The sequence below is a fragment of the Mesorhizobium tamadayense genome, assembly GCF_003863365.1.
GTDB classification, from domain to species: domain Bacteria; phylum Pseudomonadota; class Alphaproteobacteria; order Rhizobiales; family Rhizobiaceae; genus Mesorhizobium; species Mesorhizobium tamadayense.
Window position 1 is genome coordinate 1 of sequence record NZ_RQXT01000079.1, and the last position, 24,367, is coordinate 24,367.

Annotated in this window: 19 protein-coding genes and 4 pseudogenes; 14 read left to right on the plus strand and 9 right to left on the minus strand. The window is 60.0% G+C overall.

Annotated features, from left to right (window positions below):
• Positions 1–150 precede the first annotated feature (150 nt).
• A pseudogene (locus EH240_RS34235) lies at positions 151–1,096 on the plus strand (DUF1403 family protein).
• Positions 1,097–1,098: 2 nt separating this feature from the next.
• Positions 1,099–1,778, plus strand: a pseudogene (gene scpB, locus EH240_RS34240) (SMC-Scp complex subunit ScpB).
• Between the two features lie 55 nt (positions 1,779–1,833).
• Here scpB and EH240_RS34245 read toward each other — a convergent pair.
• Genes EH240_RS34245 through EH240_RS34255 form a run of 3 tightly spaced genes read right to left on the minus strand, consistent with a single transcriptional unit; the run spans position 1,834 to position 2,929 of the window.
• On the minus strand, positions 1,834–2,358 hold the full coding sequence (locus tag EH240_RS34245) for an RES family NAD+ phosphorylase (protein WP_125006789.1): 525 nt from the start codon (positions 2,356–2,358) through the stop codon (positions 1,834–1,836).
• A complete protein-coding gene (locus tag EH240_RS34250; protein WP_125006790.1) occupies positions 2,355–2,579 on the minus strand; it encodes a hypothetical protein in 225 nt (74 codons plus the stop codon). Before EH240_RS34250 ends, EH240_RS34245 begins: the two co-directional genes overlap by 4 nt.
• A complete protein-coding gene (locus tag EH240_RS34255) occupies positions 2,579–2,929 on the minus strand; it encodes a transposase (protein ID WP_125006791.1) in 351 nt (116 codons plus the stop codon). Before EH240_RS34255 ends, EH240_RS34250 begins: the two co-directional genes overlap by 1 nt.
• Positions 2,930–3,213: 284 nt before the next feature.
• Between EH240_RS34255 and EH240_RS34260 the strand changes: the two are divergent.
• The 12 genes and pseudogenes from EH240_RS34260 to EH240_RS40270 form a co-directional block, all read left to right on the plus strand.
• Positions 3,214–3,783: pseudogene (locus EH240_RS34260) on the plus strand (IS1595 family transposase); the annotation flags it as partial.
• Between the two features lie 537 nt (positions 3,784–4,320).
• Complete coding sequence (locus tag EH240_RS34265) at positions 4,321–4,773, plus strand: Lrp/AsnC family transcriptional regulator (RefSeq protein ID WP_125006792.1); 453 nt, start codon at positions 4,321–4,323, stop codon at positions 4,771–4,773.
• A 209-nt stretch (positions 4,774–4,982) separates the two neighbouring features.
• Complete coding sequence (locus tag EH240_RS34270; RefSeq protein WP_125006793.1) at positions 4,983–5,930, plus strand: aminotransferase class IV; 948 nt, start codon at positions 4,983–4,985, stop codon at positions 5,928–5,930.
• A 196-nt stretch (positions 5,931–6,126) separates the two neighbouring features.
• On the plus strand, positions 6,127–7,314 hold the full coding sequence (locus EH240_RS34275; protein WP_125006794.1) for a glycine C-acetyltransferase: 1,188 nt from the start codon (positions 6,127–6,129) through the stop codon (positions 7,312–7,314).
• Positions 7,315–8,437: 1,123 nt separating this feature from the next.
• On the plus strand, positions 8,438–10,042 hold the full coding sequence (locus EH240_RS34280) for an ABC transporter substrate-binding protein (RefSeq protein WP_125006795.1): 1,605 nt from the start codon (positions 8,438–8,440) through the stop codon (positions 10,040–10,042).
• A 3-nt stretch (positions 10,043–10,045) separates the two neighbouring features.
• The gene (locus EH240_RS34285; RefSeq protein ID WP_125006796.1) at positions 10,046–10,987 is read left to right on the plus strand and encodes an ABC transporter permease; all 942 of its coding nucleotides are present in this window, start codon (positions 10,046–10,048) and stop codon (positions 10,985–10,987) included.
• Position 10,988: 1 nt separating this feature from the next.
• Positions 10,989–11,870, plus strand: coding sequence for an ABC transporter permease (locus EH240_RS34290; RefSeq protein ID WP_125006797.1), 882 nt, complete (start codon positions 10,989–10,991; stop codon positions 11,868–11,870).
• Between the two features lie 7 nt (positions 11,871–11,877).
• Positions 11,878–12,879 (plus strand): ABC transporter ATP-binding protein, encoded by a 1,002-nt coding sequence (locus tag EH240_RS34295; RefSeq protein ID WP_425374863.1) that lies wholly within the window; start codon positions 11,878–11,880, stop codon positions 12,877–12,879.
• Entirely contained in the window at positions 12,876–13,895 is a 1,020-nt protein-coding gene (locus EH240_RS34300) for an ABC transporter ATP-binding protein (RefSeq protein ID WP_125006799.1), read from the plus strand. The genes EH240_RS34295 and EH240_RS34300 overlap by 4 nt, the downstream gene beginning before the upstream one ends.
• A 52-nt stretch (positions 13,896–13,947) precedes the next feature.
• On the plus strand, positions 13,948–15,354 hold the full coding sequence (locus EH240_RS34305; RefSeq protein ID WP_125006800.1) for a CapA family protein: 1,407 nt from the start codon (positions 13,948–13,950) through the stop codon (positions 15,352–15,354).
• Between the two features lie 52 nt (positions 15,355–15,406).
• A complete protein-coding gene (locus EH240_RS34310; protein WP_125006801.1) occupies positions 15,407–16,924 on the plus strand; it encodes a M81 family metallopeptidase in 1,518 nt (505 codons plus the stop codon).
• A gap of 471 nt (positions 16,925–17,395) precedes the next feature.
• Positions 17,396–17,554, plus strand: a complete 159-nt coding sequence (locus tag EH240_RS40270; protein ID WP_425374864.1) for a transposase — start codon at positions 17,396–17,398, stop codon at positions 17,552–17,554.
• 6 nt (positions 17,555–17,560) lie between these two features.
• Here the strand turns inward: EH240_RS40270 and EH240_RS40275 are convergent.
• The 6 genes and pseudogenes from EH240_RS40275 to EH240_RS38615 all read right to left on the minus strand — a co-directional run.
• Positions 17,561–17,641, minus strand: a pseudogene (locus EH240_RS40275) (3-hydroxyacyl-CoA dehydrogenase NAD-binding domain-containing protein); the annotation flags it as partial.
• Positions 17,642–17,693: 52 nt separating this feature from the next.
• Positions 17,694–18,737 carry a GntG family PLP-dependent aldolase gene (locus EH240_RS34320; RefSeq protein ID WP_125006803.1) on the minus strand — a complete coding sequence of 348 codons (1,044 nt, stop codon included), beginning with the start codon at positions 18,735–18,737 and terminating at the stop codon, positions 17,694–17,696.
• A 172-nt stretch (positions 18,738–18,909) separates the two neighbouring features.
• Positions 18,910–20,079 carry a M20 aminoacylase family protein gene (locus tag EH240_RS34325; protein ID WP_125006806.1) on the minus strand — a complete coding sequence of 390 codons (1,170 nt, stop codon included), beginning with the start codon at positions 20,077–20,079 and terminating at the stop codon, positions 18,910–18,912.
• Positions 20,080–21,270: 1,191 nt separating this feature from the next.
• Positions 21,271–22,710, minus strand: coding sequence for an amidase (locus tag EH240_RS34330; RefSeq protein ID WP_125006804.1), 1,440 nt, complete (start codon positions 22,708–22,710; stop codon positions 21,271–21,273).
• A 52-nt stretch (positions 22,711–22,762) separates the two neighbouring features.
• On the minus strand, positions 22,763–23,872 hold the full coding sequence (locus tag EH240_RS34335; protein ID WP_125006805.1) for a GlxA family transcriptional regulator: 1,110 nt from the start codon (positions 23,870–23,872) through the stop codon (positions 22,763–22,765).
• A gap of 297 nt (positions 23,873–24,169) precedes the next feature.
• Positions 24,170–24,367 (minus strand): hypothetical protein (locus tag EH240_RS38615; RefSeq protein ID WP_206075376.1); only part of this gene is annotated, 198 nt, incomplete at its 5' end.

Below are 24,367 nucleotides of genomic sequence, written 5' to 3' on the forward strand. Positions count from 1 at the left end.
GAGGCCTGGCGTCAAGATGTACAGTTTCATGCCGTACATTTCAACAACGAACGATAAGCAATTATCGTTCGTTATAAGTGGCCGACAGGCTGTGCGTTTTGGCGTGAAATTGATGGTGCAAAGCGCACGACCGCTTTACCCTGCAAAACCATGATTCGCCTCGAGCCCGCCAGCCCCGCCGCGCCGCCGACCGTGCCGGTCCGGGCGCTCGCGCCTGGCCGTGACGCCAGCGACGCCGACGCCGCTTTCCAGGCCGGCGCCGCCCTGGGCGCGCTCGACACGCTCGCCCGCGCGCAAGCCAGCTGGGCCGGCGCCTGGCGCCAGCGGCTGGCGCTTCGCTGTGCCGCCGCCAGCATGCGGCTCGCCGGCCGCGCCGAGGGTGAAGCCGCCTTGCGCGACGCCTGGCAGCTTTGCCCGGCCGGTGCCGATCCCGGTCCCGCTGGCGCTGTCTTTGGCGCTTGGCGACAGCTGGCCGTGCAGCCCCCTGTCGCCACCCCCACCCGGCTCGAAAAGATCGTCGACCAGCTCGGACTCCATTGGCACGGCGCGGCGCTCGCCGACCTTTGCACGGAGATAGAAAAACTCGCAGCATCCCAGCGGCCGGCGCCGTTCGCCGCCGCGGCGATCGCCGCCCGCGTCGTCGCCATGCGCCCCGATGCCGAGCTTTTTGGCTGGTGGCTGGCCGACCTGGTGCTGGCGCAAAGCCTGCGCTGGCCGCGGCCGCTGCCGCTGTTGATGGCGCACGCCTTTGGTCCGGCCTTTCGCCGCGAGGCCGGCGGCGGCAAGCGCATCCGACCCGAAGAAAAAGGGTTTGAGCGGGCGGTTTGCGTGGCGCTGGCGCTGCGTCGGCCGATGCCTGCCGGCTGGCAGACGAATTTGGGCGCCGCGCCGAAAGGCTCACGGCAGTGATACCAAAGCTGCGCGCCAAGGGCGCCGGCGACGTGATCTTTCTGCTGCTCGACGAAGATGCCGTCTCCGGCTGACGAGCAAAAACCTGTCGCGCTTTGCGGCGCGCCGCCTGTTCGAGCGGCTGCAACAACTCGATGCCGTGCGCGAGCTTTCCGGCCGCACCACTTTTCGACTGTTTGGGCTGTAGGGATGAGCGAAGCGTCTGCCGGCCGCAAGCCAAACGTTCAGCCGGCTTTGCTGGATACCGAGCTGGAGCACCTGCCGGCCGAGTTGCGCTGGCGCGAATGGATGGGCCGCGTCGAAGCGGTGATCTTTGCGGCCAGCGAACCGGTGACACGTAGTGCCTTGGCGCGGGTGGTGGGAAAGAACTGCAATCTCGAGCTGGTCATCGACGACATTCGCGCCGAACTCGCCGGCCGCCCCTATGAGCTGGTCGCGGTCGCCGGCGGCTGGCAGCACCGGACCAAGAAAATTTTTGGCGACGCCATCCGCTCGGCCTTCGGCACGGCAGCGGGCGAGGGGGCAAAAGAACTGTCGCAGGCGGAGGCGCTGGTTTTGATGTGCATCGCCTATTTCCAGCCGATCACCCGTGGCGAGCTGTCGAGCTTCTTCGGCAAGGAAGTGTCGCGCGACCTGATCGGCGTGCTGCGCGCGCAGGAGCTGATCGCCTCGGGGCCGCGTTCGCCGCAGCCCGGCGCGCCCTACACCTATGTGCGACCAAAAATTTTCTCTCGCAGTTCGGGCTCGACACGCTGCGCCAGCTGCCAGATTTCGAGGCGCTCGAGGACGCCGGGCTGCTGTCGAAGGAGAAGCTGCTGGCGGGCGATATTCCAGCCGGGTTGGCTAACGGGGAGGCGAGGACGATATAGTTGAGGACCAGATGCCGTGAGCGGGGCATGGTTGCGTTGCGATACAGTCAATCACTCAGGACCAGGACGACTGGTCCTGCGGCAGCCGGTGATCGGGATCATGGACCGCGACATGATCGCCGTCGACAAGATTGGCCGGAAAGATCACCAGGTTGGTGCCGCCGGCGTGGTGCAGCGACGGAAACAGGATGCCCCGAAGTCCGGCGGTGATGACCAGGTCCGCAAGCTTCCACGATGAAGGTATCTTCCTGTCGATGCGGGCGATCTGGCGCCAGGCACAGTCCCATTCCCTCCAGGCGCTGTCCCAGACACTCGGGTCGAATCTCTGCGAAAGGTCGGCCACCTCGGCGAGCGTGATCTTGTAGGCGGCAAGCGTTGCCGGCGGGACGACGCTGGCGCCCTGCTTGAATTCGTCAGGAGCCGTCTGGGTCGAACGGGACAGACAGAGAGCTTCGACGCCGGACCGGTTGAAACGGCCGCCGTCGATCTCCGCGCCTGCGCCGCTGGTGGGCAGGGAGGCCCATCTGGGTGTCAGATAGCGATGGAAGATCTCGTCCGGCCCGACGCGGGTGACCTTCACCCGCGCGCACCGTTTTCGAGATCCCGGATGAAGGCCAGGACAGCTTCGACCTGGCCGTCCGCGACGAGTTCGGCAGCCGTGGGATGGCCATAATCGGCGATCGGTTCATTGCGGTACCAGTAGATCGCCTCGTCGCAGATGGCTGCGATCGCTTCGACGATCGACGTCTCGTCTGCCGCGCTGCGCGCCTGGTCATAGAAGGTCGTGCGCGAGAGGCCCATCAGCCGGCATCCTTCTGCGACGGAGAGACCATAGGACCGGTGGTCGCGGATGTAGGCCCGTTCCTCTGCCGCGGTCGTGCATGCAGAGCCCCCTTTAGAAACTCCAGTTCTAGAGCCTGCTTGCCGACTAGCCGTTCGAGCGCGGCAATGCGCGCCTCATAATGCTGGAGACGATTTGCCGCTGCGGCATCCTCATCGAGAGCGCCCGCCTGAAACTTCTCGACCCATATCCGGATCAGATTGCGTGAGATGTCGTGGCGCTTCGAGAGGGCATGCAGGGTCTCGCCGCCGAAATACTCCTGCGAAACCTGCTGCTTGAACTCGACGCTGTGGGTTCGGTGCTTTGCCATGGGCCTTCATCCTCTGAAAGCCCGGCTGCCCGGTCAATTACCGAAAACCATCCTGTCCGGCCCGAGGGGCGCACTCCACATGTAGCGCCAAATCTTGATGCTTGTATCGGCTGGCTGAGGGAATGAATCATGGTCCTGCATAAGTTCCACATGTATCAAAACCTTTGAAGCCGTCCAGCGCTACCGCACGTCGACCGATCTGCTGCCACCACTGCTCCTGCCCAATCATAATCCTCGATGGCCTGCCGCTGGAACGGCAAGCGTCGCCCATGGTGCGATTAAATTATACGCCTTTGCACTCCACGAAGCTTCCCTTGCGTGTTTGGCTGAAGGCCATGTGGCTGTTACTGCAATCGGACAAGGGCTTGTCGTCGGTGCGCCTGGCCGAGGCGCTCGGAGTGAGTCAGCCAACGGCTTGGCGGATGGGACATGCACTGCGTCTCATGGTGGCGCGGGAGAACATGCTAGCCGGCACGGTGGAGATCGACCATTTCCATCTCGGCGGAAGGCCCAGAAAGAATCCCAACGACCCGCCTGCGGGCCGCGGCCGGAAAGGTCAGGCGAATACGGACAAAACGCCAGTTATGGCAATGGTTCGGCGGCCGACTGACATCATGCCTGGCACTCTGGCCGGTGACGCGCGTGCCGCGGTCGTGACCGGTCTCTCAGCGCGAGCAAGTTAACGCGTCATTGAAGCGCAGATCGAATCGAGAGCTCATTTGATGAGCGACGAGTGGAAAGCATTCATGGCCATTGGTGAGAGCTTTGCCAAGCACGAGACCGTGAAGCATTCCAGCGGTGAGTATGTTCGCGACGCCGTCCACGTCAATTCGGTGGAGGCTTCGACCCCGAGGCGCTCGACTTCGTGGTCGAGCGGCGAGACGCGCGGGAGACGGCGGAACTGTTCGCAAAATAACGCTGAAGGACAAGACGGTCGTCGGCCTGTCTAAGGGAGCATGAAGAAGTCGGGAGACAGGGCGGCACTGCCGTGACAACTATGCAGAAATGGGGATGTCCCCCTTGCTGGCGTTAGGCCCCCCGCGAGCTACGCCGCTGCGGGTCGTGTCGACGGCAAGCGCATGCAACAGGGGCCGGATCTTTAAGCATGCAGAGACGCACCTTCTGGTGGGCAATACGGTCATGCAATCTCGGCGGCCCGGTCCCGACAGTTTGGCGCGCACTAGCTCTGATTGACGGCCTGTTGCGGCGCGGTTTGAGATGCCGGGGCTTTGCGTCCATCATGGGCGGAGTGGATTTACGGGACGGCGGCTAATTCGTTACGTCCATGGGTCAAAATTGATTTCATTATTTCAATTTCTAACGCAAACTGCAATGATTGTCGCGCCACTTCAGGCGATTATTAAAGTTGCAATCATAGCTGAAATTATTCCATGGATGACCTAGATCGAAGAATCCTTGCGGCTCTCCAAAAGAACAACCGGCTCTCTTTTGCCGAACTGGCGGAATTGGTTGGTTCTTCGGCAGCGTCATGCATGCGTCGAGTTAACAAGCTGCGTTCGGATGGCGTGATCCTTGCGGACATCTCGTTGGTGGATCCGAAGGCTTTTGGTAAATCGCTCACCGTTGTCGTCACGGTAGAGCTCGATCGTGAGCGTCTTGACCTTGTCGATGAGTTCAAGCGCGCAATGCGTGCGGCCAAAGAGGTTACCCAGTGCTACATGGTTACGGGCGACGCCGATTTCGTGCTGCTCGTCTCCGTTGAGGACGTCGAGGCCTTTGATGTGTTCGTCAAGACAAAGCTCTATACCAACCCCAATGTCCGAAAATTCCGGAGCATGATTTCGCTTGATCGTGTCAAGTTCGAGCCACGCGTTGCGGTGTAGCGTTGGGCGGGGTTTGTGCTGAAATCATCACTTGGACCGCTTTTTGAAACCGCCATTTCGCGTCCGGCACCAGATTGAGCTTTTTTGCCTGTTCAAGTGTGCGATCTAGAGGACGCAGTTGATCTTACGTCAGGACGATGTGAGTTGCCCGACCGTTCGATGCGGGCAAAGCAATCGATTCCTACTGTAAGGAAAAAGAATGGCGACCAATGATACAGATCTTGCCTGTCCTTCCAACTATCGATGAGCATCACGTTGATCGGCGGCGCTATCCGGACGGGGTGGCCTTCATGGACGGGCAATATCTGCCGATGTCTCAAGCGAAAATATCGGTGCTTGATTGGGGTTTCCTGCACTCCGACGCAACCTACGACACTGTTCACGTCTGGAATGGAAGGTTCTTCCGCCTCGATTTACATCTTGACCGTTTTTTCGGGGGCGTCGAACGGCTACGAATGAAGCTGCCCTATGATCGAAAGAAAATAACATCGATCCTCAACGATTGCGTCGCGCTGTCAGACCACAGATCGGCGTACGTGGAGATGATCTGCACGCGCGGTTCATCGCCAACCTTCAGCCGGGATCCCCGCCAGGCGGAGAACCGCTTCATGGCGTTTGCCGTCCCCTTTGGCTCGGTTGCCAACAAGGAGCAGCTGGAGAGAGGCTTGCACGTCGCGATCAGCGACACCGTCCGCATCCCGCCAAAGTCAATTGATCCCGCAATCAAGAACTATCATTGGCTCGACCTCGTGAAGGGTCTTTTCGACGCCTATGACGCGGGTGCAGAGACAGCTCTGATCGTTGACACTAACGGCTACATTGCGGAGGGACCCGGCTTCAATGTGTTCGTTGTCAAAGACGGATCCCTGAGGACACCCGCTTTTGGGGTATTGCCGGGCATCACGCGACGGACTGTCTTCGATCTTTGTGCTGAAATCGGGCTCTCAGCCACGGCCGCTGATATTAGTCGTGCTGAGATCAAAGGGGCGGAAGAAGTGTTTATCACTTCAACTGCAGGAGGCATTATGCCCGTGACCCGTGTCGATGATACCGAAATCGCCAATGGACATGTCGGATCCGTCACCCGCCGGCTCATGGATCTCTACTGGCATAAACACGATGAGCCGGCGTGGTCGACTGCTGTCATCTATCCGTGAGCAACGTTTCACGCGAACGTCCGCAAATTCGAGCAGGCACGCTTCTACGGACGCCGCCCCAAGGATGCGGCCGCTGTCTGCGCCGCCGAGACCGCGCGCCATCAAAACGCTTACCTCGACGAACACTCGATGATGAGCGCCGCCGTTGCATTTACCTCTACAGGGCTTGTTTCATTCCATTTCTGCCGAGTTGCTGATGAAGAACGCCTTCATTGTACATTTGTCGGCGGAACTGGCTGGGTTGATGGCTGCGGGGCTCTACAAATCCGAGCGCGTCATCACGTCGACCCAGTCTTCCGAGATCGAAATTGCGGATGGCAGCAAGGTCCTGAATTTCTGCGCCAACAACTATCTCGGTTTCGCCAATAATCAAGACCTGCGGGACGCGGCTAAGGCTGCACTCGACCGCTATGGATACGGCATGGCGTCGGTGCGCTTCATCTGCGGTACTCAGGAAGAGCACAAGCGACTCGAGGCGCGCGTCTCCTCATTTCTCAAGATGGAGGATACGGTCCTCTATTCGTCCTGTTTTGACGCCAATGCCGGATTGTTCGAGACGCTACTCGGTGAGGAAGACACAATCATTTCCGACGCGCTGAACCACGCCTCCATCATCGACGGCGTAAGGCTCTCAAAGGCTAGGCGCATCCGCTATGCCAACAACGACCTAGCCGCGCTGGAAGAGGAACTGAAGAAGGCGGACGGGAGCCGTTTCAAGCTGATCGCGACCGATGGCGTGTTTTCGATGGACGGCATCATTGCCAATCTTGGCGGCGTTTGTGATCTAGCAGAGAAATACGGCGCCCTTGTCATGGTAGACGACAGTCATGCGGTCGGCTTCGTGGGCAGACACGGGCGCGGTTCCGCCGAGCATTGCGGCGTCGAGGGCCGCATCGACATCATCACCGGTACGCTCGGTAAGGCGCTCGGAGGCGCATCAGGTGGCTACACGTCAGGCAAGCGCGAGGTCATCGAATGGCTTCGCCAACGCTCGCGGCCGTATCTCTTCTCCAACACGCTGATGCCCGCCATTGCGGGGGCGTCACTAAAGGTGTTCGACCTCGTCGAGCATGGTGATGCGCTGCGCGAAAAGCTCTACGCCAATGCCAACCGCTTCCGCCGGAAGATGTCGAGTGCTGGCTTTACGCTGGCGGGCGCGGATCATCCGATCATCCCGGTGATGCTGGGCGACGAGGCTCTTGCTCAGGAGATGGCACAACGCATGCTGAAGCGCGGCATCTATGTCATCGGCTTTTCCTTCCCGGTGGTACCAAAGGGGCAGGCGCGCATCCGCACCCAGATGTCGGCCGCGCATTCCAGCGCCGACATCGACCGCGCGGTAGAGGCCTTCACCGAGGTAGGCAGGCAATTGGGAGTGCTCTGATATTCAGCATGGAGGGCCTTCGTCGGTGTTAGCGAGAAAGTCATGGCCCCTTGGTGTTAAGCCATGTCCCGTCCCCGCACCATAACACATTGCGCAGACGCCATCGGCATTGCGCCGCCCGTTGCAGCAACGACTTTGCCACGAGTTTGGCGATCGGCTCAACATCTACCCGGTCCAATGCTACCCCAGTTGCCTGAAGATCATTTCTGGTAACCTGTTAGCCGACCAGCGCAAAGATGCCTGACTGTAGTGGAGAGAGTACGATGAATGTCCCCGATGCACAGACGACGCTTATGAATTCGAGCGAGCAGCGCTCCTTCATGCGACAGGGGTTTCCGGATTCAGTTGTCGGCGGACGCCTTTTCTTGGATCGTACACGACCTCGTGCCTCGCAAATTCGAGAGGATATTCAGAAGCAGATCGACCCAGCACCGGCACGGCCGTGAAGGTGCCACCGGACGACCTCGTCAAGCATAAGGCGCCCTTATTGAGGTCGTTCAGGAGAAGGTCGTTCAGCAGAAGGCTGATTTTCAGCGTGCCAATCAGCGACATCGACTCGGATATCTCACCGATCGCACGCCGCAAGTGCGGTGATGAATGCGAGCTACGCTGAATACTGCAGATCCGAGGTGGGGCCTCGCTTTGTGATGCACTTGCACCTACGGACGCGATCCCCGAGCCCGACGACACAGAAAAAGCGGAAGGCCCCAATGCCATTTGGAAGAAATTCATCGCTTGGAAGACGAACGCCCATGACCCCGCCCGTCTCTGATTGACCTGCGGCGGTTAAATGGCCGGCCGGATCGGCGCCGACAGGGAAGGTCACTCAAAAAGCTACCTTGTAATTTTGATTGGCTCGTGCGCCTGCGACCGAACATGACGGCCCCCGGACGGTTCGCGGAGGTGGAGACATTTCAAACCACGCTGCTGTATGCGGCCTGCATTTCAGCAATTGACGCATTTTGGCGCCAAGCCTGCACTCTCAGATAGTAGCATCTCCTAAACGACCGTTCAGTCGTTCGTCGAAACGAGAGGCGAATATTGCTTGCCTTTGGCGTTCGACGAAGAATTAAAAGGAGGCGCAGGTTAAGCGCGTGGTAACTCAGAAAAGGGGAAATGGAACATGACAATCTCTCGACGCGACGTGATCAAGATCGGCATGGCCGCCGGAGCAGCTCTATCGATCCCTTCTGTCCTGCGAGCGCAGACGACGGCAGCCGGCGCACGAACGGTGCGCATGGTGAAGGCGGCGGATCTTCGTGTCTTTGATCCGGTCGTTGAGACGAGTAACGTAACCATCGACCATAGCCTGGCAATCTACGACATGTTGTTCTCGCTTGACGCCAAGCTTACGCCACAGCCACAAATGGTGGAGAAGTGGGGCATTTCCGAGGACAAGAAGACTTATACGTTCGAACTCCGGGACGGCCTGAGCTGGCATGATGGCACCCCGGTCACCGCGGCCGACTGTGTCGCCTCGATCCGTCGCTGGGTCCAGGTACCCGGCGGACAGCTGCTTATGGAGCGAGCCAAGGATATTTCAAGGAAGGACGACAAGACCTTCACAATTGCGCTCAAGGAACCGCTGGGGCTTTTGATCAATTTGCTGGCAACAAACTCGGGGCAGCCCCTTTTTATGATGCGCGAGAAGGACGCAAGTCGACCCGCGACCGAGCAGGTGACCGCGAATATCGGATCGGGGCCGTTCAGGTTTAATGAGGCCCTTGCGAAGCCGGGCTCGAGCTTCACCTACGATCGCAGCGAAAAATACGTGCCGCGCAAGGAGCCGTCCGACGGGTTGGCCGGCGGCAAGATTGTCAAGGTTGACCGTGTCATCTGGGACAATATTGGCGATACGCAGACTGCTTTCGCAGCCTTGCAAGCGGGTGAGATTGATTACGTCGAGCAGCCTCCCGTCGATTTCTATTCGACGATCGAAAACGATTCCAACCTCGCCCTGCAAGTTCTGGACAAGACGGGCTGGGTCTTATGCATGCGCATGAATTGTTTGCAGAAGCCGTTCGATAACGTCAAGGCGCGCCAAGCGATGCTTCACCTGATCGATCAGGAGGCGTTCCTCCGCGTCGCGGTTCCCGATCCCCGGTACGGTCAAACCGTCACATCGCTCTTTGGAAACGGAACTCCCTATTCAAACGACGAAAATACGGGATGGTTCAAAAAGGGCGGCGACCCGGAAAAGGCCAAGCAGCTCTTGAAGGAGTCTGGATACTCCGGCGAAAAAGTCGTCATTCTCCAGCCCACCACCATTGCATGGATCAACGACGCCGCGCAGCTACTTGCGGCCACCCTGCGGAAGGTCGGGGTCAATGCCGAACTCGCGCCCAGCGATTGGGGCGGGCTCGCCGCGCGTCGGGCAAACAAGGGTACCGTCGAGAACGGTGGATGGAGCATCTTCATCACGAGCGATTCCGGCTACGGCCTCACCGATCCGTTCGGGGAAGTTTTCTTGAGCGCAAATGGCGACAAGGGATGGTACGGCTGGCCTAAAAACGACGAATACGAGGCTCTTCGGGCCAAATGGGCTGATGTCGAAACGCTCGACGAGCGCAAGGCTCTGGCGCGCGAGATGCAAAAGATCTGGTGGGACTTCGTCGGCGACGTTTATTTGGGTCAAACTCTCCGGCCGATCGCGCGCCGCAAGACGCTCAGTGGCATGATCGAGATGCCGGGGGGCTTCATCCCTATGTGGGACATGGAGAAGGCCTGAGCGGTGGTTTCCTACATCCTGCGCAGATTGCTCTCGACCATCGCTGTCATGACGATGGTCGGGATCTTTGTCTTCCTGCTTCTGAGGCTGGCGCCCGGCGACCCAGCGGACATCATCGCTGGCGACCGAGCCACACCAGAGATGGTCGCTGGCATCCGCGAGCAGCTGGGGCTTAACGAGCCGATGCCGGTTCAGTTCGTGCACTGGGCGCTCAGCATCGTCAGCGGCGACTTCGGGACTTCAATTTTTACTGGGTACCCCGTTCTCCAACTGATCTCGCAGCGGCTCGAGCCGACCATTTCCCTGTCGATCCTGACGCTGAGCCTTTCGGTGACGGTCGGGATCTCATTCGGCATCCTAGCCGCCTGGCGAACTGGCGGCTTCATTGACCGCGTCCTCACCGCCTTTGCGGCACTTGGGTTTTCCGTCCCGGTGTTTGTCATCGGTTATTTTCTGATATACTTTCTAGCCATCAGCATGCACTGGCTACCGGTTCAGGGATACGAGCCTATTGACCATGGCTTTGGGCCTTGGTTTGTGCACCTGATCCTGCCTACTTTGGCTTTAAGCTTTCCCTACGTTGCGTACTTTGCGCGAATCGTACGCACGAGTATGCTCGAAGTTCTGTCGGAAGATTATATGCGAACGGCCGCTGCAAAGGGCGCCTCGTCATATTCCATGCTCTTCCACCATGCTTTGAAGAATGCCGGTGTCCCGATCCTGACCGTCATCGGCATGAGTGTGGCGTATTTGATCTCCGGCGTCGTCATCACGGAAACGGTGTTCAACATACCCGGTGTCGGTCGTTTGGTGGTCGATGCCATCAACAACCGGGACTATCCCATCATTCAAGGCGTGCTTATCCTGGTTTCGGGTCTTTACGTCCTTATCAATCTCGCGGTCGATCTGGCCTATACGCTGATCGATCCCCGCATACGGTACTGATATGACCCTTCTTTCCGCACCAGTTGATACCGTGCCGATGGGCCGGCTGCGAATATCAGACCTTCCCCGTCTCGCCAGGCGGCATCCGCTGGTTTTTGTAGGCGGCGGCATCTTGGCCCTCTTGATCATCCTGGCACTCGCTGCCCCGCTTTACGCGGGCGATCCTTTGACTATGGACCCATTCAAACGGCTTCAGCCACCTTCCGCCGAGATGTGGTTCGGAAGCGACAATCTTGGCCGCGACGTCCTTGCACGAACGGTATTCGGCGCACGGATCTCTCTCATAGTAGGATTGTCGGCGGCGGCAGCTACCGCTCTGGGTGGCGTTCTGATCGGTGTACTCGCAGGCTACAACCGTGGGTTCGACAACGTTGCGATGCGGGTCATGGACGGCCTGATGTCGATCCCGACAATTCTGCTGGCCATTGCTCTCATCTCTCTGACAGGCCCGGGGATTGGCATCCTCATCATAGCCATTGTCATCCCTCAGCTGCCGAGCGTCTCGCGGCTGGTTCGTTCGGTCGTTCTGGCTGTTCGGGAGCGTCCCTATGTGGAGGCCGCACTTTGCGGTGGAGCGCGCCTGCCGAAGGTGCTGTGGCGGCACATCATGCCGAGCACCATTCCGCCGCTTATGGTGCAGGGCGCCATCGTCTGTGCGGACGCAATCTTGACAGAGGCCGCGCTGAGCTTCCTCGGCGTGGGGGTGCCGCCCGAAATTCCGAGCTGGGGCAACATGATCGCAAGTTCTCGCTTATATCTCGCTATCGCTCCAATGACCATCTTCGCCCCCGGCATCTGCCTTGCCGTCACGGTCCTGGCCGTGAACCTGCTCGGGGATGGCTTGCGCGACCTGTTCGATCCCCGCTCAAAGCGGAGACGCTGACATGCTGATGCGAGAATCTGCAGAGGATGACGTCCTTCTCGACGTTCGCGACCTTGAGACGCACTTTTACGGCGAAGAGAGCGTCACCCGCGCCCTGGGCGGTGTCAGCTTCCAGGTCAAGAAAGGGGAAACGCTCGGCGTCGTCGGCGAATCCGGATGCGGCAAGAGCGTCACCGCTCTCTCCATCCTTCGCCTGCTGCCGAAGCTGACTGCCAGGACGGTTGGGGGTGAGGTGCGCTTCCACGGACGCGACCTTCTTGATCTGTCGGACCGGGAGATGCGAAAGATCCGCGGCCACCGGATCGCCATGATCTTCCAGGAGCCGATGACAAGCCTGAACCCGGTCTACACGGTCGGACGTCAGATTGCTGAGGCGGTGCAGATACACACAAACGCGACCCACTCGACGGCTATGGCCAAGGCCGAAGAGATGCTCCGTCTCGTCCGCATCGCGGACCCTGAGCGTCGCGTCAACAACTACCCTTATGAAATGTCGGGCGGGATGCGCCAGCGCGCCATGATCGCCATGGCTCTTGCCTGCTCACCAGAACTGTTGATCGCCGACGAGCCTACTACCGCGCTCGACGTTACCATCCAGGCGCAGATCCTGCGGCTCATCGTCGATCTGAAAGAGCGCACTGGAACGGCCGTGATGTTCATCACGCATGATCTCGGCGTTGTAGCCGAGACATGCCAACGCGTGATTGTCATGTATGCTGGCCGGATTGTCGAGCAAGCGGCTGTAACAGATCTATTCGCACGCCCCGCGCATCCCTACACCCAGGGTCTCATGCGCTCGGTGCCCGATCCGCGGCGCGGCCGACAGCGCCGTCTTCCAGAAATTCCCGGCATTGTGCCAAGTCTGCGCGAGCCAATTGTGGGATGCAGCTTTGCACCTCGCTGCCCGTTCGCTATCGACATTTGCCGTGAGAAGACGCCCATGCTGCGTGACGTCGGGTCGAGCCATGCCGCAGCCTGCTGGCGCGCCGAAGAGGTAATGGGCGCATGACCGGTCCTTTGCTGAAAGTCGAGAATCTGACCAAGCATTATCCGCTTGGCTCGGGGATCTTCAAGAAAAGCATTCCGGTGATCCGGGCAGTGGAGGATGTGACCTTTTCCGTTGAGGCGGGCGAGACACTGTGCATCGTCGGCGAATCCGGCTGTGGCAAGTCTACCATAGCGCGGCTCTTGATGCGGCTCGTGGAACCGACAGGCGGGCGCGTGCTGATCGACGGGACCGACATCGCGGGCCTCAAGAAGGACGCGCTCCACGCTTGGCGGCGTCGGATGCAGATGGTCTTTCAGGATCCTTATTCGTCGCTGAACCCGCGCCTTACTGCCGGGCAAATTATTACGGAGCCTGTCGAGAACTTTGAGCGTCTCAGCCGCAAGCAGCGCAACGCGCTTGCTGCTGACCTTCTCCAGAAGGTCGGAATGTCGCCCGAAATGATGCACAGGCTCCCGTCCGAGCTGTCGGGCGGTCAGCGCCAGCGGCTCGGCATCGCACGCGCCCTGGCGCTCAAGCCCTCTCTCATCATCGCCGACGAAGCGGTGTCAGCCCTTGACGTCTCCGTGCAGGCGCAGATTCTGAATCTGCTTCTGGATCTCCAGCAGCAAATGGGCATCGCCTTCGTTTTCATCTCACATGACCTCGGCGTCGTGGAGCATATCGCGCACCGCGTGGCCGTCATGTACCTAGGGCGGATTGTGGAACTGGCCCCGAGCGAGGCGCTTTTCGCCAAGCCGGTCCACCCTTACACCGAGGCGCTGATCGCGGCGGCACCGGTGCCGGATCCGACGCGGGTTCGGCTGGAGGTGCCCCTCGAGGGCGAGATGCCAAGCCCCATCAATCCGCCAAAGGGATGCGCGTTCCACCCGCGCTGTCCGCTTGCGATCGAGCGTTGCCGCATCGAAGTGCCGCCCCTAGTGCCGATGGCCGACGGACGCGTCGTGGCCTGCCATGTGCGCGCTCCGGCCGAGAGACAAATGCAGCCAACACACGTTGACCTGCAGTTAGGGCATTGAACTCGCGGTCTTAATCACAGTTGACCTTTCGCTCACGAAAGCTGGAGAGCAAATGGAATCGCTTGTTAATGGCAATCATCCAGTCCTCGAAGACGAGGATGGGCTCGACATGGTGGGCTCGATTGCCACCCATGTGGGTGATGGCTTCACCATGGCGGCAGTCGGCGACCTTCTTTACGCGCGGCCCGTAACAAATGGCTATCACCCAGGCTTTGCCGATGTTCTCAGGATCTTTGAGGGAGCAGACGTGACGTTCGGCAACCTCGAGACGAACATATTGGATGTCCAGTCGAAAGGTTACCCCGAGGCCGAGTACGGCGGTGCGTATTTGATCGGTTCCCCGGAACTGGGTGCTGATTTGAAGGCGATGGGCTTCAACTTGGTCAGCCGCGCCAACAATCATGCGCTCGATTGGAGCGTCGAGGGCATGCGTGAAACCAGCCGCGCGCTCGAAGAGCACAGAATCGTCCATGCCGGTGTGGGCGAAAACCTCGCACAAGCCGGCGCTGCCCGCTTTTTGGAGACTGCTCGCGGCCGCGTCGCGTTGGTTTCATTTGCAGCAACGTTCACGCCGATGTCACGCGCGTGCAATCCTGCCGGCGAGGCGCCAGGCAGACCAGGACTCAACGCCCTTCGCCTGGCAAGAAGCATCGTGGTTCCGCCAGAGATGCTCGAGAGCCTGAGGCAGGTGCGCGAGATGCTTCCCTGGTATGCCCCCCCGCCGAAAGACGCATCCCGTGTGGTACTTGGTGAGGTGCTCTTCAAAGCAGGGGAAAAAGCAGGATACAGCTTTGAACCCAATCCGCGCGACGTCGACGATATTCTGCGCAACGTGCGCCGAGGTAAGCAGTTTGGCGATTTCTGCATGGCCACGAACCATGGGCACGAGCCCGGAGAATTCAGCCCCGAACCGCCTGACTATGAACAGGCATTTGCACGCAAGACGATCGACGCCGGAGCAGATGCTTACATAAATCACGGGCCGCATCACGTCAGGGGCATCGAAATCTACAAAGGCCGGCCTATCTTCTACGGCCTTGGGAATTTCTTCAACGAAGACCTAAGAACGCCGGTCGGGGCCGACATGTTCGACGTCTACGGGAAGGATCCGCGGGTCGATACGGATGCTGAGGTCACAGTCGATGAGGTAGCAAGAGGCTATCCCATGTTAGAAGGGTTCATATCCCTCTCCGACGCCATCTACTATGAGAGCGTCATCAGCGTGAGTCGCTTCGAGAAAAACCAGCTCGCCGAAATACGGCTCTATCCCCTCGAGCTCCGCCGCACGGAGCGGCTCGCCAACCGGGGAGTGCCAAGACTCGCCCCAGCGCTGCGAGCAAGGGCGATTCTAGAGAGGCTACAGATGGCGTCGAAGCCATTCGGGACCCAAATCGAGATAGAGGACGGCGTTGGATTGATCCGACTGCAGCCCAGCGCGGCCCGAAGCGGCATTTATTAGCGATAGCCCTCGGTTGGTGGCTCAGCTCGTCCGGCCGAACCACTGGGCTTAGATGTTCATCGATTTTCAACCGGAAGATATTCCTATGAGTTTCCGCATCCTCACTGGCGAGATCGAACATGAGGCAAACACCTTCAACAAGGTGCCGACCACGCTCGAACACTTCCGGGCCCGCGGCTTGCTGCTGGGCGACGAGATTCCGCCGGCGCGGCGCGGTACGCGCACTGCGTTGGGCGCAGTGTTCGAGGCATCAGACAAATTCGGCTGGACCCTTACGCATCCACTGGCTGCGAGTGCCACTCCTGGAGGTACGGTTACGAAGGAAACCTTTGAGCAGCTCTGCGCCTGGTTCCTTGAAGGCGCCGAGGGGTGCGATGGCGCGCTCATAAACCTGCACGGCGCCATGGTCGCTGAGGGCTGCGAGGACCCGGAAGGCGAGATCCTCGCTCGACTGCGAGCTCTTCTCGGCCCCGACGCGCCGATCGTCGTCACACTCGATCTGCATGCCAACGTCACGGAGAAGATGGCGGTGAACGCCTCGGCGCTGATCGCCGTGCGCACCTATCCTCATATCGACTACTATGAACGCGCATGGCAAGGAGCCGAACTGCTTGACCGTGCCCTGCGCGGCGAGATCCATCCCCGCACCGTCATCGCCAAGCGTCCGATGCTGGAGGGGCTCGATGGCGGGCGCACCCAGGTAGGCCCGATGCGCGAGCTGGTCGATCGCGGCGAGGCGCTGGAAGCTTGTGGCAAGGCGCTCGTGGTCAGCGTCTGCGCCGGGTTCTCTCTGAGCGATATTTACGATGTCGGGCCAAGTGTCACCATTACTACCGACGGCGACCCTCGGGAGGCGCAGCGCATGGCCGAGGAATTTATGGACTACGCGTGGGAGACGCGCGAGTTTCGCTCCCTCCCGCGAGACTCCAGCATCGCCGCAGCGGTGGAACGCGCCAAATCCGGCGAGGCCGGCGCCGCCAAGCCTTTGGTGCTCGCTGACAACAGCGACAATCCTGGCGGTGGTGCTTACGGCGACGCGACGGAGCTGTTACGCGCGATGATCGAGGCCGACCTTCAGGACGCGGCCTTTTATGCCATCTTCGATCCGGCGGCCGTACGGGCCGGCATCGCCATCGGCGTCGGAAACAAGGGGCGCATTTCCCTAGGCGGCATGCACGCCCCCGAGATGGGCGGAGGCCCGCTCGAAGTGGAGGCGCAGATAGTTTCCATCACTGACGGCCATTTCCGCTGCTATGGACCGTCCTTCCAAGGCGGAGGCGCATGGCGCAACTTCGGGCCGAGCCTACTGCTGCGTGTCGGTGGCATTGAAGTTGCGGTGATCTCGCGCAACGAGCAGGGGACGGAAGTCGCCCAGTTTACATCTCTTGGCATCGACCCACTCCACTGCGCAACCATAGCGCTGAAATCCTCTCATCATTTCCGCGCGGCGTTCGAACCCATTGCGCGCGACATAATCAGGGTGGACGGGGGCGGGATGTTAGGAGGCGCGCTCGGATCAGCATACCGTCATGTGCGCCGCCCGATTTGGCCCCTCGACGACATCATCTAAATGGCTGACTCATCCGGATCGCCTGACCAAATTAAGAAAATATTTTGTCAGCAAACCTGAACTGCGTTTACGTGATAGCAACATGCGGTGGGCAATGCCAATGGACGGCGTTACCTCGACGGCCGCGCGTCCGATCCGAACGAAATCGGAATGCGCGGTTCGCCTCCGCCCGCTGATTGCGCATTACTCGAGAGCGACGAATTTCTCAATTCCACAGCTGCGCCGGTCGGCCTGGTTGCGCGTCTCGTCAGCGCGCCAGCCGCGGCCGCCAAGGAATAGGCAGATAAGGAACCGGCGCTATCAGAGTACGCCTCCGGCGAAGGCCGCCTTGCGGGAGCATGGCACGGTAGCGAGGCTGCGCTCTTAAGGTCGTCCTTACGAGCGTAGTAGCAGCAAAGCATGAGCCATGTGACGTTATTGACCGGGCCGGAGCGTGGTCGTCGTTGGAGTGAAGAGGACCAGTGACGGATACTGGCCGCGGCATTCGCGCCCGGGGCCATGGTGGCGGCGGTGGCGCGTCAGCACGATGTCGCGACCAGCCTGATCTATAAGTGGCGCCGCACGGTGAGAGCCGTAAGCGGTGCGCCAAGGGAAAGCATTCGATTTCCACGAAACCGGGATATATGGTAGTTTGCCGATCTTTTTCATTACCTGAAACGCTGTCGAGACTACATAAGAGGACGTTTCTCTACCCCGTACGACCTCGACTAATTTCATGGCATTTGCTGAGAGGCGTGGGGCTGCCGCTTGAGTATTTCATCGCCACCCATCATCGTGGCTGTGCCTGCAGAACTGATCGAATGGCGTTTGCGGTCGCATCGACATCGTCATCGCTGATGAGATAGTGAAGGACCGCGCGAACCACGCCTTCGCGGAGCGTGCCCATGCGCACATCCCGCTGCGACAGCGCCGCCAGGAAGTTTGGGACCGACAGACCGTCCCTCTCAAGCCGAAAGAACACCATGTTCGTATCGATGACCGGAGACTCGAGGCGGATGCCGGGAATGTCGCCGATTTTCTCCGCCAGCAACTTCGCCCGACGGTGATCTTCGACCAGCCGGTCCACCATGGTTTCAAGCGCCACGATACCTGCACTGGCCATGAAGCCGGCTTGGCGAAGTCCGCCCCCTAGAAGCTTCCGATAGCGTTTTACCCGGTCGATGAAGGGCCGTGGTCCGCACACCATGGAGCCGAATGGCGCAGCAAGTCCTTTAGACAGGCTAAACATGATCGAGTCGAAGTCCTCCGCCATTTCCGCTGGCGTCCTCTTCGAGGCTATCGCCGCATTGAAGATGCGGGCGCCATCCAGATGCAGTGGCAGGCCGTGCTCGTCGGCAAGCTCGCGCACTTCCTTAATATAGGACGCGGGCAAGACACGCCCGCCACGTTGACAGTGCGGGTTCTCCAGCACGAGGACGCCCGGCGGCGCGCATTGGTAATCGCTCTTGTCGCGGATCGCCGAGCGCAGGTTATCCAGGGACAGCCGTCCGTCGGTTTCCGTCGGCACGGGGTGCAGGACGAGACCCCCCACCACCGAAACGCTGCCGGCTTCGAAGTCGTAGAGATCGGAACGATCGCCGACGATCACCTCGTGGCCGCGGGGACAATGCGCGAGCAACGCAGTAAGGTTCCCCTGGCATCCGCTCGATAGGAAAGCGGCGCCCTCCTTGCCGAGCATTTCCGCCGCCAACGCTTCCAGCCGATTAAGCGTCGGGTCTTCATCGTAACCGGCGTCACCCACTTCCGCGTCGAACATGGCCCGCCGCATCTCTTGGGTAGGAAGGGTGACGGTATCGCTGAGCAGATCTATCATTCTTCTCTCCCAGAGGTGGCGTAATCTATCTTTCGCAAAACGACTTTCGGCGCGGTCAACAGTAGGTGAGCATCAACGGAAACGGCGCGAAGCGTCGCTGACATCGAGTGAGATATAACGCCGGTGCGACCGCGTCTGACCACGCCTCACAACCTTCAAGCCGAGCGAAACTTCAGACAGGCAAAATTGTCTCGACCAGCTTCACCCAGTAGCCGATGCCGTAAGGCAAGGCTTCGTCGTTGAAGTCATATGCAGGGTGGTGCGTGGGAACAGTTGGTCCATTGCCGATGAAAATGTAGGCTCCCGGCCGCGCCTCGGACATATAGGCGAAGTCCTCGGCCCCCATAGTCACTTTCATGTTGTCGTCCACGCAGTCGTGCCCCACGAGGCTTCGGGCCGCCGTGATTGCCAGTTCGGTCTCCTCGGGGTGATTAAAGGTAACGGGACACGACCGCAGGTATCTAAAATCGACATCTCCGCCAAAACCGCGCGCAATGCCCTGGGCAGCGGCTAACATCTCTTGCTCGGCGAAGTCTCGCAGATTGGATGCAAGTGCCCTGACGGTGCCGGAAATTTCAACCTGATCAGGAATTTGGTTGTAGGCCTGTGAGGCTTTCAACTTTGTGACGGAGATCACGAGTGACTCCATGGGGTCGGTCTTACGCGAGACCAACGTTTGCAGACCAAGGATGATCTGTGCTCCAATGGTAACGGGATCGACGGTTCGATGGGGGGTAGACGCATGGCCGCCGGCGCCTTTCACGACGATGTCGAAGTCGTCTTGCGAGCCCATGGTGGCACCATGGCGAATGCCGAACGCGCCGATGTCTATGCCCGGTCTGGTATGCATACCAAAAACCTGGGATATGCCGAACCGGTCCATGATTCCTTCCTCGACCATCCTAAAGCCGCCGCTTGGGAATTCTACCTCCTCTGCCGGCTGGAAGATCAAGGCGGCGCAGCCCTTGAAATTGCGCGTGGAAGCGAGGTGTTTCGCAGCGCCCAACAACATGGCCGTATGACCGTCATGCCCGCATCCATGCATTATGCCCGGGGTTTTCGAAGACCACGGCTTGTTGGACGCTTCTATAATAGGCAAGGCATCCATGTCCGCTCTCAGCCCGATCGTCGGCCCGTCGCCGCCCTCGCCCTGGATCAGCGCGACGATGCCGGTCTCAGCTATCCCCGTAACAATATGATTGATGCCGAAAGATGCCAGCTTTTCAGCCACGAACTTGGCTGTGTTGTATTCCCGAAAGTCGAGTTCTGGATTTTCATGCAGGTAGCGGCGCCACTCGGTTACCTCGCGTTGCAAATCCCGGAAAGTTTCAACACCCGTCATTCCCTGAAGCCTCTTTTGCATGTTCTCTTGACCTTCTCGAGGTCGGTCCTTCCCGGTGACTGGCGTCTTCGTGCGAAATCACAGTCGATTGAATCCGCAGTTACCGTCGAATGGCGATCAACTTCAATTCCTGACTTCATTCACCTAAGGATCAGGATCCTCGTCCTGATCTCCAGGATGACGCATGTAAGTGAGAGGTTTCCGCCAAAACGCGTCGGCTGCTGAATGTGGATGAGAGAAAATAGGGCGGTTTTGAAATAGAACCTTCTCCAGACTTTCACCGGAAAAGTTGGGCGGAGCAAACTCAAATCCCATTTTCAAATATTTCAACACCAGTCCAGATCGCAGACGATGATGCTGGTTCCCTGTCGGAAAACAGTGCCACGCGAGCATCCAAAATCGTCGAAGGGGAGGCAGCCATAAAATTTAACGCCGATCGGGGGTCAGTTGAATGCCGTTTGACAGCGTGGACACCTGCCGTCCCCTCAATTCGCCGCCGCTGAACCGAGTGAATCATCCTCTGCAGCACAAAGGGCACCGAAAACGGCGGCACACTGCAAATCCCGTCAATTCCAAGCCGCTGTCCGCCTTAGTCAGGATATCAGATCAATGGCTTGCGGATAGTTCACGGCCGGCGAACTTGTGCAGAACACGCCAACCGCATTGGCGCAATTGAGCAAGGCGGCCGCGGCCGCCAAAACGCGGTGAGGAAGCGCGTTGGATCGACCTGGCGAGACGGCCGATGTCTCGCAATTCTTGGGGCCGTACGCCGAGGTGCCTCCCGGACCCCATCGTTAGTGCGGTCTCTTGCGTATTGTGCGCGCCTCAAGAACTGCTCTCAAGCTGAAGTCGAAGCGCCAATTAGCCGCACCCAATCATGCTGTTCAACCCGGTCAGTTGCGCCTGCTCAGGCGCTCACCGGCCTACTCGGCGCCTCTGACGGCCACCCGCCCAAGATCTTCAGCATTCGTTCAAGGTTCGCTGCCTTGTCGAGCTGCCTCAAACTGATCCGCATTGCTCCGTTCCCATCTGTCGACGCACGCAGATGCTCCGGCATCGGATCAGGTCGGCGATCAGGTCCTCGGGTCCTCGATCCCAACGGAATGGCGATCAGGATGGGGTCCCGGCCAACCCGGTCGGGTCGTTGCGTCGGAACCGGGCGCGCGTTCGCCCTATGAGCACGCCCGCCTACTACCCGCAGCCTGCAAACACTGGGGGCCGCCTCGTAGACCAAGGAATGGCTTGCTCCAGGTCGCAGGCGACACGAACCAGGGTCGCCTCGTCGCCGAAGCGAGCGACGATTTGGATGCCGATGGGCAAGCCTCCGCGGTCATGGAAGAGAGGCAACGAGACCGAGGGTTGACCGGTGATGTTGAATACTCCCTGGAATTGATAAAGGGACTGGCTGGCATCCCGAAACTGGTCAATCGTGACACCCTCGTTGATCGTGGTGATGGTGCTGTGGGGAAGCGCCGTGCACGGCAATGTGGGTGTTAGCAGGATATCGAAGCCCTTGATCGCCTCGCCCACGTCGGCGCGGACCTTGCGCTGGGCCTCGAACACCTCCGCAACATACGAGAGCGGCAGCCGCTGGGCCGCCCGGTAAAACTCGAGATTGACGGGGTCTATGGTCTGCTCGTCGACGGTGCGTCCGAGCGCTCGTGCGGCGTCATCGAGCGCCGCCATCCATATGACACATGCGCCAGCCTCGACCGTTCGCATGTCAGCTAGGGCGTAGGGCGAGGACATCTCCTCGACGAGATGCCCCATCATCTCAAGGGATTTTGCGGTCCGCTCGACGGCCGCGCGGATCTCCGGCTCGACTTTCCTCTCGCCCCATGGCGAGGTGGCCACGCCGACCCGCAGGCGGGCGGTGGGGCGGCCAAGCTCCTCCACGTAGGGCCGCTCCGGCGGCGGGATGACAAACGGATCGCCCGGATGCGTGCCGCTAAAGACATCGAGCGCCGCCGCCATGTCTCGGACGCTGCGGCAGACCACAAAGTAGCGACCCAAGCCTAAGCCGGAATCCTGCTGGTCCGGACCGCCGGAGATGCGGCCGCGCGAAGGGTTCAAGCCGACCAGGCCGCAGAAGGCCGCCGGGGTGCGGGTGGACCCGAGGCTGTCGCTGGCGTGCGCAATCGGCACGATGCCCGCAGCGACGGCAGCCGCCGACCCGGAGGACGAGCCGCCCGACGTTCGGTCCAGCTGCCACGGATTGCGCGTGATCCCGTTGGTCAAGGATTCGCTCATGCGCGCCATCCCGACCCCCAATTCGGGGGTGGTGGTGCGCCCTACGATGCGCAGCCCCCCGGCCCGCGCACGTTGCATGAAATAGCTCTCCACAGTGGAGCGAAAACCGTTGAAAAGCCGGCTTCCCTGTTCCTGGAGCCGGCCGGCCTCGCTGGCGCCGATGTCCTTCCGCAGGAAGGGTACCCCTGCGAATGGTCCGGTGTCCGAGCCGGATACGGACTCGGCATCCTCATAGAACTCGATGACGGCGTTGATCGTCGGGTTGATCTGGTCGTGTGCCTTGCGCGCGAGGCGGATGAGCTCCACGGTGGTGACCTCGCGCCTGCGGACCAACTCCGCGAGCCCCGTGGCGTCATGACCGGCGTATTCATGCAGTTTCAAGTGTACCCCTCCATCTCAGCAAGTGTCATTACCGAATGAGCGGATATTATCTTCATGTGATCGCCGCCGCGTCGAAAGACGCCTCAGGCCGGACGCTTACCCTCGATCGTGTCGCCTCGCTAGAGCAGCCGCGATGTTCGGCTGGGCTGCGTCCGAACGCACCCCGGAAGCACTTGGAGAAATGGGACGCCGAGACAAAGCCGCAGGCCACGGCTATCTCCAGTTGCGGCATGCCCGTATGCTCTATCAACTGCTTCGCCCGCTCCAGTCGGAGGCGCAGGTAGTAGCGCATTGGCGAACACGAGACGTAGCGTTCAAACAATCGCTCGACCTGACGCCGCGAGCGGCCCACGCATTGCGCGATGTCATACAGAGGAAGCGGATCCTCAATGTGTCGCTCCATTAGGCTGATGATCTCAGACATAGTTTTGCTGACACCGGCGAATTCGGCACTGGCCTCCCATTGCATATCCGAGCCAGATCGCCACTGGAGCGCGGTCGTGTGATGGCAGACCGCCGAAGCCGTTTCCTTCCCGAGACGATTGGATACGAGTTCCATCACGAGATGGAAGGGCGCAAAACCGCCCGCACAGGTGGTAACGTCACCATTGCTGACGAACAGGTTATTCATGACGTTGAGACCACTGAACGTCTCCGTCAGCGCCGGCATCTTTCCCCAGTGAATCGTGCACGGAGCATCATTCAGCAGACCGCTTTGTGCGAGAAGCCAAGTTGCTGTTCCGAGGGCGGCCATTGGCACCCTATGCCGCCGGCAAAGACGCAGCAGGTTAATCAGCGGCGCGGAAGCTTGGGTTTCGACCTGTTCGCCGGCGCAGAGGACGACCATGTGGGGCCGGGCTACTGAACTTATCGCTGCTACGGTCTTCGAAAATGCATGGTCGGCAGACACGGAGATACCGCACGCGCACTCCACTGACTTTCCATCCGCCGTGCTTACGGACCATTCAAAAAATCGACGACCGGCAACCGAATTCGCAAGTCTGAGCGGGTCGAGGAAGGACGACAGGCTCAGCTGGGAAAAGCCCGGAAGGAGCAGGATCGCTACGCGGTAGTCTGCTTCTTCCCGCGTAACGGCGTCATGCCGACGTTCATCCCGGTCAACCAGGCCCATGCTGCCGTTCGTCGAGAAGGGCGCGTTCATCGGTCAGCCGAACGCCGCGACGGGTTGTTTGAGGTTCCCGCAGTGTAGTCGAAGCGTTTACCGTCATGAGTCGAAAGGATCTTTCGCATTTTGTTTAGCCCCTGTGTGTAACAGCCAATGGATCCATTTTACAATGGGTGACGCTGGGATCGCTTTATATATGGCTTTGTTGATGCTAGCTTGAATTGGTCGAGACCGGTTGCAACCTCTACGTAGGCGCCGCACGCCTTGGTGAAGGCGGCTGAGTTGGGGGGCCGCACTACTGCGCGCCGGCGGCCCGGATAGCTTGCACTGCACTCATGACAAGCGCCGATGCACGACATCATCTTGAGGCCCAATCAGCCCTTCTGCCGCGATCTCAATGAGTGCCTGGACTGCCGCCGCTTTGAATGTTGTCCGAAGTGTCAAAACGGGGCTCTTCAGCAGTCGGCACCTGCGAGGCATATGATCCCGGACACTTCGAACCAGGATCGTCTTGCGAACGACAGGCTTCAT